This window comes from Halorubrum sp. Ea8, from assembly GCF_002252925.1.
GTDB lineage: Archaea > Halobacteriota > Halobacteria > Halobacteriales > Haloferacaceae > Halorubrum.
On record NZ_NHPF01000110.1, the window covers coordinates 13,987 to 26,685 of the forward strand.

Consider the following 12,699-nt stretch of genomic DNA (forward strand, 5'->3'; position numbering starts at 1 on the left):
CGGCCCGTTCCGCGGCCGATCGTCACCGTGGGGAGCGCGGCGGTTCAGGCGTGCAGGTGATCGAGCACCGCGTCCACGTCGTTCGGGACGGGCTCGGGGTCGCCGCCGGCCTCGTACGCGGCCTCGGGGTCCTTCAGGAGGTGCCCGGTCGTCAGGCAGACCACGCGCTCGTCGTCGTCGACGACGCCGGAGCGCCGGAGCTTCTTCAGCCCGGCGAGGCTCGCCGCGGAGGCGGGCTCGACCCCGACGCCCTCGGCGGCGAGGTGGCGCTGCGCGGCGGTGATCTCGTTGTCGCTCACCGCGACGGCGGTGCCGCCGGTGTTGCGGATCCCCGGGATCGCCTTCGGCGCGTTGACCGGGTTGCCGATGCGGATGGCGGTCGCGCGCGTCTCGACCTCTTCCCACCGGCGGATCTCGTCGTTCCCCTCCTCGATCGCCTCGACCATCGGCGCGGCGCCCTCGGCCTGCACGCCGGTGAGCTTCGGGACCTCGTCGACGTCGAGCGCGCCGGCCTGAACGAGCTCGCGGAACCCCTTGTACAGCGCGGAGGTGTTTCCCGCGTTGCCGACGGGGAGGACGATCCGGTCCGGGAACGACCCGTAATCGGCGTAGAACTCCTCTAAGATCTCGAAGCCGATCGTCTTCTGGCCCTCCAGGCGGAACGGGTTCAGGGAGTTGAGCAGGTACGCCTCGCCGCGCGCGGCCAGCTCCTGCACGATGTCGAGACAGGCGTCGAAGTTGCCGTCGACCTCCAGGATGCGGGCGCCGTGGAGGCTCGCCTGCGCGACCTTCCCCGCGGCGACCTTCCCAGCTGGGAGGAGCACGAGCGTCTGCATGTCGCCGCGCCCGCCGTAGGCGGCGAGCGCGGCCGAAGTGTTGCCGGTGGAGGCGCACGCGAGCGCGCCGACGCCGAGCTCCTTCGCGACGCGGACGCCGACGGTCATCCCGCGGTCCTTGAACGAGCCGGTGGGGTTCATCCCCTCGTGTTTGATCCGGAGCGCGTCGACCCCCACCGCCTCCTCGATCCGCGGGACGCGGTGGAGCGGGGTGCCGCCCTCGGGAAGCGTGACGCCCAGGTCGAAGGGGAGCGCCTCGCGGTAGCGCCAGACGCCGCGGTCGGGGCCGTCGGTCGACGCGCCCGACCCGAACTCGTCGAACGTCGGCGGGTCGGCGTAGCGGACCTCCAGCAGGCCGTCGCACTCGTCGCAAGTGTACCGGACGTCCTCGAAGGGGGCGAACGTCTCGTCGCACTCGATGCAGGCGAGCCACGTCCCGTCGGCGGCGCAGTCGGGCGCCGCCGGGGTCGGGGCGTCGATGGCGAGATCCATTACGTCGTGGTGCGTGCCGCCGCGGCTTAAGACGGGCGGTCGGGACGGACGTTGCCGTCCGCTCTCTCCGAGGCGAACCGGTTCGGCGACGGCCCGTTCCCGTCGCGCGGCCCCACGGCGACGGCCCGCTCGCGGGCGGTCGCGCGGCTCAGTCGACGATGATCTCGGAGCTCTCGTCCGACTCGTCGGGACCGGACCCGAGCCGGTCCTGATAGCGCTGGATCCAGTCGGCGAAGCAGTCGGGGCAGAGCCGCTGCGTGTCGATGTTCGCCCGGTCGACGCTCAGCCGGACGGTCCGCGCGAGCGCGTCGGTCGTCGGCTCGCCGCAGGCGTCGCACGGCTCGGTCGTCGGCGCGTCGCTCATACCGATCGGTCGCGGGGACGGCTCTTAAAAGTACGTCGGCGGCGCCTGAGCGGACGGCCGCGAGGGCGCCGGCCGTCGTCGCTCGGGTCAGACCGTCCGGAACGCGCGGTCGCCCGCGTCGCCGAGCCCGGGGACGATGAACCCGTCGTCGTCGAGGTAGTCGTCGATGGCGACGGTCAGCAGCTTCGCCTCGGGCACCTGCTCGCTCACGCGAACGAGCCCGTCCGGCGCGGAGACCGCCGAGAGGACGAACAGGTCCTCGAACTCGTCGGCGTCCCCGAGGACGTGATCGAGCACCGCGCACATCGTCGAGCCGGTCGCGAGCATCGGGTCGGCGACGATAACGGTGTCGTCGGGACCGATCTCGGGCAGCTTCACGTAGTCGATGGTGATCGGGAACTCCCCGTCCGTCATCCCCGCCTCCTCGTCGCGGCCGGCGGAGATGACGCCCTGTTTCGCGCGGGGGAACGCCTTCAGGAGCCCCTCGACGAACGGGGTCGCGGCCCGGAGGACGTTGATGATCACCACGTCGTCGAGCCCCTTCACGCGCTCGCCGGTGGTCTCTTGCAGCGGCGTCGTCACCGGGACGTACTCCGTCTCCATCGCCCCGTCGATGATCTCGTAGCCGCAGATGCGGCCGAGCTTCACGAGCCCCTTCCGGAACGCGACCTGCTCCGTCTCGGCGTCTCGGAGCCGCGAGAGGGTGTCCTTCGCCAGCGCGTGCGTGATGAGGTACGCGTCGTCGCGGTCTTCGATCGTCATTGTCGGGAGAGGGGTCGCGTTCGGCTTAAAACGTGGCGACCCGCCGCGAGCGCGCCGTCCGGCGCCGCCGTCGGCTCGGACTCACCGCATCACCACGAGGTACGTCGCGGCGAAGATGACCAGCGCGAGAAGCCCGACGTTCGCCGCGGTGAGCGTCGCCATCCCGGCCCTGTCGAGTCCCCAGAGGACGGTCCACGCGAACCCACCGGACAGGACCGCGTTCAACAGGAGGATCAGCCGCGGGTCGCCCTCCGACTCCTCTATCCCCTCGCGGATTCCCTTCTCCTCCTCGCTCATGGCAAATATCCCGGGAGACCGGCACTTAGCTCTTTGTCCGTGGGACCCGTACGCATCCCATGGACACGGAGGTACACGTTCACAATCGCCACGGTGACCGGGTGGACCCCGTCCCGTTCCTCGTCACCGCCGGGCTCGCGTTCGCGTTCGCGCTCTCGTTCGGTCCGATCTACGGCCTCTCGTACGGCCTCACGCTGGCGACGTCGCTGGCGGCCTCGACGCTCGCGTTCGCGGTCGCCGCCGCGGCCGCGTACCACCAACTCGTCCGCTGCGCCCCGCCGCTCGACGCCGGCCCGCTCCCGCCCGGCCCGCGGGTCGAACGGCTCCTGTACGGCGGGGCCGCGTTCGGCGTCCTGCTCGTCGCGCTCACCGTCCCGCTGCTCTGATCCGCTCCGAGGCCGGCATCGAGGCCTCGTCGAAGAATACCGCCTCCGTCAAGAACGGCGGGACGAATACGGAACGCGCGTGCAGCGTGTCTCGTTGGTCGGTTCCGAAATCGTCTCTGCCCCGGAGCGTCTCATCGACATATAGAGGATAAATATTTATGAACATCTCCGGAACATGTCTATATGGGAGACGTTCTCGCTTCGAAGATTGTTGAGTCGGTCGCTGACGCGGAAGGCGTCGAGCCCGCCGAGCTGGATTTCACCCTCTACGAATACGTGGAGCCCGATGCGATCGAGCTCTTGGCAGCAAACGAGGCGGCAACGTGGACGCTGACGTTCGAACTTCCGAAGCACGACGTAACCGTCACGAGCGACGGGCGGGTTCTCGTTGACGTGCTCGACGGGGACGCTCGAGAACCTGTTAGCACCGACGCGCCGGACCCGGAGACCCTGTGCAGCGAGGGTGACTGATTCACGGCCAGCCGGGAGGTAGTTCGTCGGCGTGATTCTCGATCAGTTCGAGAAGCGGCTCGATTTCGTCGAAGCGCGGGCCTTTCGATATCTCGCCGGTATTCCGGTCCCAGTCGATGTATCCCGCATCTTCCAACCGCGGCAGATGGTCGTGCGTGAGCCGAACTTCGGACGCGTCCGACTCGCTGGATCCCCGAAGCATCACGTCGTCCGTCGTCTCGATAGCTTCCCGTTTCAACAGCAGAAGGATCACGCGTCGACGGCGCTTGGACACGATATCGAGCAGTTGGTCTACCCGCGGACGCAAGAGGACGTTCTCGGATCCGGCCGTGTCTGACATACCACAACATATGTCGGGAATACGTATAGTCTCTCGTGAGACATCAGTAAGACAGCATGAACGTCATCTCCGAGACGGGGGCGGACTGTGGCCCTCTGCGGCGTCAGACAGGACTGTCACCAGCTCGCTTGCACCCTCTCCCGGTCGTCTCTGCCGTCGTTCGCGACGTGGCGGCCGAGGTGGGTCCCCGAACCGGACCGCCCGATAGCTGACGTAGTCGATTTTTCGATCATCGCATCCACCCAAATGAGCGACACTGTCCGGCGAGTCGACGGCGTCGCAGCGATACTCTTCTCACGGCTCTCGGCGATCGACCTCGCGAGCCTCAGCGAGTCCCGTTGGGCGAACGTCGCGACGTCCGACGCGACGCTCCGGGTCGCGACCACCCGACCTATCCGTGGCGACCCGAATCGGGTCCGACGGCTCTCGGAGAACCTGTATCGGGTCGCCGTCGGACACGCAGGCGAGGAGGTGTCCGATCGGCGTCTCGGCTGTGCGTCCGATTCGCACAGCACCGGGAGAGTAAGATGGGAGAACTCGTACAAACGATTATGGGGATTTTTAGCACGGTGACGGAGATGCTGGAGGGATCGACGCAGCGCGCGCCCGAGACCGCCGGCGACGACGGCTCCAAGGGCTCGTTCTGGTGCGACGACTGCGGCGTGCGGGTCCGGGACGTCGAGGTCGACGCGGAGGGGCTCGACCGCGACGCCGACGGCACCCCGGCGTGTCCCGACTGCGGCGACTCGATGCGGTTCGAGCGCGCGAGCGGGAGCGGCTGCGCCTGCTGAGTTCGCCGATGTCGACCCGGCGTCTCGACCCCGTCTCAGGGCTCCCGGAGCGCTAGCTCCTCGCCCTGTTCCGTCGGGAACGGGTCGTCCCCGCCGAGTTCGCCCTCCCCCTCCTCGGCGGCCGCCCACTCCTCGTCGGTGACGAGCGCGTCGTCGAGGCGCTCGCGGATCGCCGCCTCGTCGATGCCCGTGCCGATGACGACGTACTCCGTCAGGCGGTCGCCGTGCTCGTCGTCCCAGTCCAGTTCGGGCCGGTTCGAGCGCAGCATGTCGCGCTCGACGGCCGGGAGGCTCGCGATCCACGGGCCGAGCGCCGTGACCCGCACCGACGCGCCGGCCTGACCGACCTGCTGGCGCTGGTCCGTGCCCGCGACCCACAGCGTCCCCTTCGAGCGGACGACGTCTGGAGGGAGACCGCGGAGGACGGCGGCGATCCGGTCGGGGTGGAACGGTCGCCGGCGGCGATAGGTGAACGAAGTGACGCCGTACACCTCGTCCGGGTGGCGGTGGGCGCGGCCCCCCTCGCGGCCCTCGCCGTCGTGACCGGCGTGGTCGTGACCGCCGTGGTCGTCGTGCCCGTCGCCCTCCGCCAGCGCTCGCTTCCACCCGGGCAGGTCGCCGAGTTCGCCCGCGTCGAACAGCCCGACGTCGAGGATCCGGTCGGGGTCGACCGCGGAGAACTCCGCGACGACCGTCTCCGCGCCCGGCTGCAGCGCGCCCACGAGCTCGATCGCCTCGTCCATCTCCGCGTCCGTACAGAGGTCGGCCTTGTTACACACGACGAGGTTCGACACCTCGACCTGCTCGACGAGAAGGTCCGAGAGCGGTCTGTCCGCCTCGTCGTCGTCCGCCGCGACGCGCCGCTCGGGCACGTCGTCGCCGGCGAAGGCGTCGAGGAACCGCCGCGTGTCGATCACGGTCACCAGCGCGTCGACCCGGTAGCGGGCGGCCGCGCGCGACTCGGTCGTGAACAGGCGCGCGACCGGCGCGGGCTCGGAGATACCCGACGACTCGACGACCAGGTTGTCGAAGGAGCGCTCGTTCGCGAGCCGCACGACGGCGGTCTCCAGGTCGTCTTGGAGCTCGCAGCAGATGCAGCCGTTCGACAGCTCCGTGACGCCCTCCACGTCGACTTCGGACTCCTCGGCGATCAGCTCGGCGTCGACGTTGACGTCGCCCATGTCGTTGACCAGCACCGCGATGTCGCGCTCGCCGGCGTTCCGCAACAGGTGGTTCAACAGCGTCGTCTTCCCCGCTCCGAGGCTCCCCGAGAGCACGGTCACCGGGATCCGGTCGTCGTCCATGGGCGTCGGTCGGCGTGCGGCCCCTTCAACGTCGCGGCGGCGGAACCGGGGGCGCTCGCCGGGGCGGGAGGACGCCCCGCGCTCGCCGAAAGCCGATACGTTGATACGTCGCGCCCGCACACCGCCGACCATGTTCCAGTACGTGTCGGCGGCGGGGATCGCGGCGATCGCGGTGACCGTCCTGATGGTCGCCGCGGTGCTGTACCTCGTCTGGGGCGCGCTCGGTGGGGAAGCGCACTCGCCGTCTCCGGACGTGGACGAACAGCCGGAGCTCGACGACGGGGAGGAGACGGCCGAGTCCGACGAGCCGCAGGCCGAACTGACCGCCGACGGCAACTCGGCCTGATCGGCCGCCGTCGACGAGCGATCGACCGCGACCCGCTCCCGATCGGCCGGCGCGTGACCGCGACAGCTTTTAACATACCCCGACCGTCACGACCGATAATGACAGTCGCAGACCGGATCGAGACCTTCCGAGCCGCGCTCGAGGAGTGGCTCCGCGGCCTCTACCACGGGATGGTCACTCACGCGGCCTACGAGAAGATCGAGAAGGAGGCCGAGGACACGGAAGACGAGTTCATGCTCGCGTGCTTCCCGGACGCGTTCGGCATCCCCTCGCCGGTCTCGTACTACACCGCCGAGCTGCTCCCGTACCTCGAAGACGAGTTCGAGGCGTGGGAGCGCCGGCTGTGGGACCGCGAGAGCCTGATGGAACGGAAGGGCCAGCAGTACCACTTCTGATGGAGCAGTTCGTCTTCTTCGGCGGCAAGGGCGGCGTCGGTAAGACCACCGTCTCCTGCGCGTACGCGTACCGCTGTGCGAACGCGGGGCTGCGGACGCTCGTCGTCTCGACCGACCCCGCGCACTCGGTGTCCGACGTGTTCGGCCAGCGGTTCAGCGACGACCCCGAGCGTGTCGACGGCGTCGACGGGCTCGACGCGATGGAGATCGACCCCGAAGACGAGATGCAGCGACACCTCCAGGAGATCCGCGAGGGGCTCTCCGAGCAGGTGTCGGCGGCGATGGTCTCCGAGATCAACCGCCAGCTGGAGATGTCACACGGGACGCCGGGGGCGTACGAGGCCGCCCTCTTCGACGCGTTCGTGGGCGTGATGCGCGAGGAGAGCGAGCCGTACGACCGCGTCGTCTTCGACACCGCGCCGACCGGGTCGACGCTGCGGCTGCTCGGGCTCCCGGAGTTCCTCGGCGACTGGATCGACCGCCTGCTGTACAAGCGCAAGCAGTCGATCGACCTGTTCGAGAAGGCCGCGATCGGCGACGCCGAGCCGCGGCGCCTGATGGACGGCGACCCGGTCTTAGAGCGGCTCCAGCGCCGCAAGGAGTTCTTCGAGTTCGCGGGCGACACGATGCGGAACGACGCCGCCTTCTTCCTCGTGTTGAACCCCGACCAGCTGTCGGTCAACGAGACGGACCGTGCCATAGAGGGGTTCACCGAGCGTGACCTGCGCGTCCGCGGCCTCGTCGCGAACAAGCTCACCCCGTCGCCGGACGAGGACGAGGAGGGGCGCGGAGCCACCTACCTGCGCGACAAAGTCGCGACCGAGCGCGAGCGGCTCAATCAGGTCCGCGAGGAGTTCGACCCGCCGCTGGTCGCCGAGATCGAGTCGCGAACCAGCGAGGTCCGCGGCGACGTGCTCTCGGAGGTCGCGGCCGCGCTCGATGTCGAGACGGGGGATCCCGTGAGCGCGCGCGAGTAAGAACCGGTGTCGACGGCGCGGAATAAACTATAGATGAGGTGAAAGGAACCGGTTTGACCCGCCTGTGTTCCTGCTTTCTTCAATCGAATCGGGTAACTATCACGGTTGAAGCTAATACTTATTACGCTGTTTCCAAACCGCGCTCATGAGGCAGGGGAACTTATGACAAGTGTAATTTGGATCACGGTCGCTGTGCTGAGCACATTCACCATCGGATACATGGGGTATTCGCGGTACCTCTCCCAGTTCGTCGAACTCGACGCCGAAACGGAGACGCCGGCGCACAAATACGAGGACGGACAGGAGTACGTACCGTCGAAGAAGCCGGTGTTACTGGGGCATCACTTCTCGAGCATCGCCGGCGGCGCGCCGATCGTCGGCCCGATCACGGCCGGCGCCGTGTGGGGATGGGTCCCCGCGCTGCTGTGGATCGCCGTCGGCAACCCGCTGATGGGGTCGGTCCACGACTTCGTCGCGCTGTCGAGTTCGCTGCGACACGAGGGGAAGTCGATCGGCTACATCATCGGCCAGTACGTGGGCGAGCGCGGGAAGGACATGCTACTGTGGTTCGCGTTCCTGACGATCATCCTCGTCGTGGCGGTGTTCGCCCTCGTGGTGGCCATCGTCTTCGACGCGTTCCCGCAGGTGACGACCGCGAGCTTCGTGTACATCGCGCTCGCGCTGGTGTTCGGGGTCTACCTGTACCAGCTGAACGGCCCGTTCGTGCCGGGGACGGTCCTGTTCGTCGCCGCCGTCTTCGGCGGCGTCTGGCTCGGCATCGAGTTCCCGTTCGCGCTGTTCCCGGCGGTCGGCGACGCGTCGTACCCCGCCGGAACGCTCGTTCTCGCGGACGCGCTCGGGCTCGGCAGCGGGCAGTGGATCCCCGGGTCGTCGGCCGTCGCGATGAACCCGAACCGGGCGGCGTGGGTCCCGGTCATCATGCTGTACGCCGGGATCGCGAGCGCGCTCCCGGTGTGGACGCTGCTCCAGCCGCGTGACTACCTCTCGTCGTTCCTCCTGTACACCGGCGTCGGAGGGGCGCTGCTGGCGATCATCGTCGGCACGCTGCTCGGCACGTCCGCGCAGCCGCTCGTCATCGCCGACTCGATGGGCGCGTTCAACGGCTTCTGGGGCGTCGAGGGAGCCGGCCTCGCGCCGCTGTTCCCGCTCCTGTTCATCACCATCGCCTGCGGGACGATCAGCGGATTCCACTCGCTGGTCTCCTCTGGGACGACGGCCAAACAACTCGACAAGGAGACCGACGCTCGGCTGATCGGTTACGGCGGCATGCTCGGTGAGGGACTGCTCGCCGCGGTCGCGCTGTCGACGCTCGCGGTCGCCGGGTTCGCCGACCCCGCGGGCGGGATCGGCGCGGCGCTGCCGAACTTCGCGACCGGCGGCGGCATCATCCTCACCAGCTTCGGGCTGCCCCAGTCGTTCGGGGCGCCGTTCATGGCGCTGGTGCTCGTGAGCTTCCTGCTCACGTCGACCGACACCGCCGTCCGCCTCGGCCGCTACATGATGGAGGAAATCGTCGGGGTCCCCACCGGGGACACCGCGTCCGGCTTCGAGAACCTCACCGACGGCCCGTGGGCGGCCCTCGGAAGCCTCGCTCGCGGTCGCTACACCAATCCGCTGGTCCAGGCCGTCCCGGCGTACCTGATGGTCATCTCCGGCGAGTGGCTGACGCTGTGGGCGCTGTTCGGCGGCGCGAACCAGCTGCTCGCGGCGCTCGCGCTGTTGACCGCCACCGTCTGGCTGGCCAACTGGGACGACTCCAAACAGCTCGTCTCGACGGGCGTCCCGATGGCGATCATGACGACGATCACCGTCATGGGGCTCGCCTGGCTGGCGTTCTACAGCAACCTGTACCAGAACCTCATCCAGGGCGGAGCCGAGGGCTTCAGCTCCATCGCGTCGTCGGTCGTCCAGATGGTGCTGGCGCTGGTCCTCATCTACATCGCGCTCTCGCTGGTGAAGATCGGCTACGAGAACATCCAGTCGGCCCGCGGCGGGACCTCCGGCGCCGCCGTCGAACCGAGCGACGACTGAGCCGTCTCCCGCGGCTTCGAAGTCCGATTCTTTTTTATTCCACATCCGGCCAGCGGCGCGTCTTCCCGCACCGACTCAGGCGTCGCGCGTGACCTCGCCGAACGGCGGGTCGCTCTCGACGCCGGCGGGCGCGACCGCGATCGCCGTGACGGCGTCGCCGTCGGCCCGGACCCGAGCGCGCTCCAAGTCGACGTCCGCGTCGTCGGCGGTCGCGGTCGCCGTCTCGCTCTCCGCCTCGGTGCCGAGCACCGTCCGCGTCGAGGCGCTCCGCCAGTCGGAGACCGACGAGACGCTCGCGCCGGTCGCCAGCTCCACCGCCCGCGCGGCCGACACCGCGGCGACCGGGTCTCGGACGACTTCGGGTTGCTCGATCACCGCCACGGCCGGCGCGGTGACGACCCCGAAGCGTCGGCCGTCTTCGGCGGCGTACCCCCGGCGGAACACCGTGGCGATCACCTCGCGGGTGTTCGATATCTGGACGTCGCCGGACAGATCGACCGTGATCGAGACGGTCACCGTCGTCTCCGTCGAGAGGGTCTCCTCGTATCCCCGCTCGGAGACCGCGGCGTCCGGGAGCGACGCCGGCCGGCCGGCGCTCGCCTCGATCGGCTCCTGTTCCTCGGGCAGCAGCGCGCACCCGGCGGTCGTCGCCGCGGCGCCGGTCACCGCGGTGAGGAACGCGCGCCGAGGGCGCGGGGTGCGACTCGGGCGCATCGCGGTCACCGCCAGAATCGCTTCGCGAAGCGGGAGAGGAACCCCTCGTCCGGCTCCTCGACGGGTTCCCACAGACGGAACGCGCCGGTGACGTCCGCGGCCTCGCTGTCGACGATCCGCTCTTCGTCCGGCGCGACCACGATCAGGTTCACCTCGTAGTGCCCGTAGTAGCCGAACTTCAGCAGGGTTCGGTCCCGGAAGTCGGCGACGAACGCGGCGACCTCGTCGGGGATCCGATCGGCGACGAGGACGAAGGTGACGTCGGTGCCGTAATGCTCCTCGTTCGGCGTGATCCGCTCGTCGGCGACGCGGTGGCCGACCTCGACGAGCCGCTCCAGTTCCCCGACCGTCGGGCTCGTCACCCGGCGCGCGAACAGGTGCTCCATGATGTCGTGGTCCCCGTAGCTCAGCGCCGGGTGGAAGAACTGCTTCTGGTTGCGCATCCGCATCTCCCCCGCGAACTCGAAGCGCTCGCCGTGGACGACCACGTCCCGATCGAGGTCGTAGCTGTACATCAGTCGGTCTGAGACGCGGTCGAGGTACTCGTCGTCGTAGTCCGGGACCTCCTCGCGGATCTCGGCCGGCAGCTCCTCGGAGTCGCGGCGGTCGCCGCCGTCGGCGGCGTCACTCATCGGCGGGATCGTACGCGACCGCGTCGCCGTCGGCGGGCGGCGCGCCGATCGCGAGCACGGTCACGGGGCCGTCGGCGTCGGCCGGGTTGTACGCGCGCTGCGGGCTCTCCGGGTCGACGACGAACAGATCGTCCGCGGGCACCTCGTAGATCCGCTCCGGGGTCTCGACCGAGAGCGTCCCGTCGAGGACGTAGAACGCCTCCTGTTGGGTCTCGTGGTAGTGGTACGCGAGCGGGAGCTGTTCGCCCGGCTCGGCTCGGAAGCGGTTGATCGCCGCGGCGTCGAGCCCGCCCGGCTCGGAGAGCTTCCGGCACTCGCAGGGGCGGTCTGGCTTCGGCTCCACGGTCTCCGTGTCGACGACGCGGTATCCCATGTGATCTCATTCCACGGACCGATTGAAAAGCTCGTCGGGCCGGCGTCGGTCGGTTCGAGAGTCCGACCGTGCGGCGTGAAAACGCGACAGCGGCGCCGACAACGGGTTTTAACACCGTCGAACACGATCATGCGGTAGATAGTACCATGTCCGACGAGGAGATCAACGCAGAAGCGTGCGGCCGGTGCTCGATGTCGACCGTCGTGGGCGCGGTGAACGGCGACAAGGACCCGGAGGACCGCGTCGAGCACGACCCGTTCGCCGGCGAGCGAATCGAGGTCGACGAGTCCTCGATCCGCCGGGTGTCGCCCGCGGGGGTCCTCAGCGACCTCAAAGACCGCGTCGACGCGCTCGGCCGTCGGTTCTCGTACGGCAAATAGGCCGGGAGAGCGCCGACCGCGGAGCCGCGGCTGACCTGCGCGGGCTCGCGTCAGGTCGGAGAGACTTATACGCGTTCGTTTCGTAGGGGGGTCCACGCGATGGAAGAGAGCATCTCCGGCTTCAAGGTGCGCGGGGACTGGGGCGACGTGGTCGAACACGGCGAGCGAATCGCATTGGCGCTCCGCGAGACGGGCGCCGACGGCGACGCGTTCTACGAGTTCGACGACTGGCGCCCGAAGTCCCACGAGCGCATCGACGAGGACGTGTCGGCGAAGACCGCCGAGCAGGCGTCCGTCGCCGAGGGCGAGGGCGAACAGGCCGGCCAGACGCCGGGTGAAGACCTCCAGACGGCCGGCGAGAAGCTCACCGAGTCCTACGAGAAGGTCGAGGAGAACGACACCGAGAGCGCGATGGAGAGCTGGGGCGAATCGATCGGCCACGTCGCCCGCGCGGCCGACTCGGCGAGCCGCAAGGCGCTCCGGAAGGTGGAGGACACGGTGTACCGGAAAGTGATGACGCAGATGGCACCGTACTACTTCGACAACGAGCTCGTCAGCGCCAACATCCAGGAGGTCGGCCGCGGCGAGGACGGCGAGACGTTCGAGTTCGAGGTGAACGTCAACGACGACGAGCTGAAGGCCGAAGTGAGCGAGATCCTCGACGAGTACGAGTCCGAGATCGACCGCTGGCACGTCGAGACGGAAAAGCGCACGGACGACGTCGCCGCCGCCGAGGGCGTCGAGCCCCCGGAGACGGAGGGCGGTCCGGACTCGACGATGACGTGAC

Annotated in this window: 18 protein-coding genes; 9 read left to right on the forward strand and 9 right to left on the reverse strand. The window is 68.9% G+C overall.

The features are described 5' to 3' along the window. Nucleotides 1-44 precede the first annotated feature (44 nt). The 4 genes from thrC to DJ74_RS13425 form a co-directional block, all read right to left on the reverse strand. The gene (gene thrC / locus DJ74_RS13410; protein WP_094527559.1) at nt 45-1,328 is read right to left on the reverse strand and encodes a threonine synthase; all 1,284 of its coding nucleotides are present in this window, start codon (nt 1,326-1,328) and stop codon (nt 45-47) included. A gap of 148 nt (nt 1,329-1,476) precedes the next feature. Beyond that, a complete protein-coding gene (locus tag DJ74_RS13415) occupies nt 1,477-1,692 on the reverse strand; it encodes a hypothetical protein (protein WP_094527560.1) in 216 nt (71 codons plus the stop codon). An 87-nt stretch (nt 1,693-1,779) separates the two neighbouring features. Then, nucleotides 1,780-2,454 (reverse strand): uracil phosphoribosyltransferase, encoded by a 675-nt coding sequence (gene upp, locus DJ74_RS13420; protein WP_094527561.1) that lies wholly within the window; start codon nt 2,452-2,454, stop codon nt 1,780-1,782. Nucleotides 2,455-2,535: 81 nt separating this feature from the next. Beyond that, entirely contained in the window at nt 2,536-2,751 is a 216-nt protein-coding gene (locus DJ74_RS13425) for a hypothetical protein (RefSeq protein ID WP_094527562.1), read from the reverse strand. 59 nt (nt 2,752-2,810) lie between these two features. Between DJ74_RS13425 and DJ74_RS13430 the strand changes: the two genes are divergently transcribed. Continuing rightward, on the forward strand, nt 2,811-3,137 hold the full coding sequence (locus tag DJ74_RS13430; protein WP_094527563.1) for a hypothetical protein: 327 nt from the start codon (nt 2,811-2,813) through the stop codon (nt 3,135-3,137). 183 nt (nt 3,138-3,320) lie between these two features. Next, nucleotides 3,321-3,608, forward strand: coding sequence for a HalOD1 output domain-containing protein (locus tag DJ74_RS13440; RefSeq protein ID WP_170938327.1), 288 nt, complete (start codon nt 3,321-3,323; stop codon nt 3,606-3,608). A 1-nt stretch (nt 3,609) separates the two neighbouring features. On the opposite strand, the gene DJ74_RS13445 is transcribed toward DJ74_RS13440, so the two are convergent. After that, nucleotides 3,610-3,948: a hypothetical protein gene (locus DJ74_RS13445; RefSeq protein WP_094522878.1), complete on the reverse strand. Its 339-nt coding sequence runs from the start codon at nt 3,946-3,948 to the stop codon at nt 3,610-3,612. Nucleotides 3,949-4,499: 551 nt separating this feature from the next. On the opposite strand from DJ74_RS13445, the gene DJ74_RS13455 reads away from it, so the two are divergent. After that, nucleotides 4,500-4,739, forward strand: a complete 240-nt coding sequence (locus DJ74_RS13455) for a hypothetical protein (RefSeq protein ID WP_094527566.1) — start codon at nt 4,500-4,502, stop codon at nt 4,737-4,739. Between the two features lie 35 nt (nt 4,740-4,774). Here the strand turns inward: DJ74_RS13455 and DJ74_RS13460 are convergent, their stop codons facing one another. After that, a complete protein-coding gene (locus tag DJ74_RS13460; RefSeq protein ID WP_094527567.1) occupies nt 4,775-6,043 on the reverse strand; it encodes a GTP-binding protein in 1,269 nt (422 codons plus the stop codon). Between the two features lie 130 nt (nt 6,044-6,173). Here DJ74_RS13460 and DJ74_RS13465 point away from each other — a divergent pair, with 130 nt between their 5' ends. From DJ74_RS13465 to DJ74_RS13480, 4 genes are all read left to right on the forward strand, one after another. Continuing rightward, nucleotides 6,174-6,389, forward strand: coding sequence for a hypothetical protein (locus tag DJ74_RS13465; protein ID WP_094527568.1), 216 nt, complete (start codon nt 6,174-6,176; stop codon nt 6,387-6,389). Between the two features lie 98 nt (nt 6,390-6,487). Next, nucleotides 6,488-6,784 (forward strand): hypothetical protein, encoded by a 297-nt coding sequence (locus DJ74_RS13470; protein WP_094523231.1) that lies wholly within the window; start codon nt 6,488-6,490, stop codon nt 6,782-6,784. Beyond that, nucleotides 6,784-7,761, forward strand: coding sequence for a TRC40/GET3/ArsA family transport-energizing ATPase (locus DJ74_RS13475; protein WP_094527569.1), 978 nt, complete (start codon nt 6,784-6,786; stop codon nt 7,759-7,761). The genes DJ74_RS13470 and DJ74_RS13475 overlap by 1 nt, the downstream gene beginning before the upstream one ends. A gap of 162 nt (nt 7,762-7,923) precedes the next feature. Then, the gene (locus DJ74_RS13480; RefSeq protein WP_094527570.1) at nt 7,924-9,813 is read left to right on the forward strand and encodes a carbon starvation protein A; all 1,890 of its coding nucleotides are present in this window, start codon (nt 7,924-7,926) and stop codon (nt 9,811-9,813) included. A 75-nt stretch (nt 9,814-9,888) separates the two neighbouring features. Here DJ74_RS13480 and DJ74_RS13485 read toward each other — a convergent pair whose 3' ends face one another. From DJ74_RS13485 to DJ74_RS13495, 3 genes are read right to left on the reverse strand one after another with little or no spacing between them, the layout of a single operon-like run. Then, the gene (locus tag DJ74_RS13485) at nt 9,889-10,527 is read right to left on the reverse strand and encodes a DUF6517 family protein (RefSeq protein WP_094523237.1); all 639 of its coding nucleotides are present in this window, start codon (nt 10,525-10,527) and stop codon (nt 9,889-9,891) included. 5 nt (nt 10,528-10,532) lie between these two features. Beyond that, nucleotides 10,533-11,159 carry a hypothetical protein gene (locus DJ74_RS13490; protein WP_094527571.1) on the reverse strand — a complete coding sequence of 209 codons (627 nt, stop codon included), beginning with the start codon at nt 11,157-11,159 and terminating at the stop codon, nt 10,533-10,535. Beyond that, nucleotides 11,152-11,532 (reverse strand): cupin domain-containing protein, encoded by a 381-nt coding sequence (locus tag DJ74_RS13495; RefSeq protein ID WP_094527572.1) that lies wholly within the window; start codon nt 11,530-11,532, stop codon nt 11,152-11,154. The genes DJ74_RS13490 and DJ74_RS13495 overlap by 8 nt, the downstream gene beginning before the upstream one ends. 146 nt (nt 11,533-11,678) lie before the next feature. On the opposite strand from DJ74_RS13495, the gene DJ74_RS13500 reads away from it, so the two are divergent. Both DJ74_RS13500 and DJ74_RS13505 read left to right on the forward strand, forming a co-directional pair. Next, nucleotides 11,679-11,912, forward strand: coding sequence for a hypothetical protein (locus tag DJ74_RS13500; RefSeq protein ID WP_094523243.1), 234 nt, complete (start codon nt 11,679-11,681; stop codon nt 11,910-11,912). Nucleotides 11,913-12,011: 99 nt separating this feature from the next. Next, a complete protein-coding gene (locus tag DJ74_RS13505; protein ID WP_094527573.1) occupies nt 12,012-12,698 on the forward strand; it encodes a DUF5828 family protein in 687 nt (228 codons plus the stop codon). Nucleotide 12,699 lies beyond the last annotated feature (1 nt).